Source organism: Stenotrophomonas sp. YIM B06876, from assembly GCF_030711595.1.
Taxonomy (GTDB): Bacteria; Pseudomonadota; Gammaproteobacteria; order Xanthomonadales; family Xanthomonadaceae; genus Stenotrophomonas.
On sequence record NZ_JAUJUJ010000582.1, the window covers coordinates 1 to 415 of the forward strand.

1 protein-coding gene is annotated in these 415 nt (G+C 68.2%); it reads left to right on the top strand.

What is annotated here, in order from left to right:
• Positions 1 to 415: 4Fe-4S dicluster domain-containing protein (locus QZH66_RS18570; protein WP_305807257.1), on the top strand; the 415-nt coding region annotated here is incomplete at both ends.

A 415-nucleotide genomic window follows, 5' to 3' on the forward strand; every position in this document is an offset into this window, starting at 1 on the left:
CCTGCGTGCCGGTGTGCCCGGTGCAGGCCACGTTCCAGCGCGAAGACGGCATCGTGCTGGTCGACAACGAGCGCTGCGTGGGCTGCGGCTACTGCGTGCAGGCCTGCCCCTACGACGCGCGCTTCATCAACCACGAAACCCAGACCGCCGACAAGTGCACCTTCTGCGAGCATCGCCTCGAAGTGGGCCTGCTGCCGGCCTGCGTCGAGAGCTGCGTGGGCGGCGCGCGCGTGATCGGCGATCTGAACGACGCGAGCAGCAGCGCCGCGCAGTTGCTCAAGGCGCACGAGAAAGAGGTCAAGGTGCTCAAGCCCGGCATGGCGACCGCGCCGCATGTGTTCTACATCGGACTGCCCGATGAGTTCGTCGATGGCGTCGACGGCCAGGCCAGCGTGCGCCTGGTCGGTGGCCACTG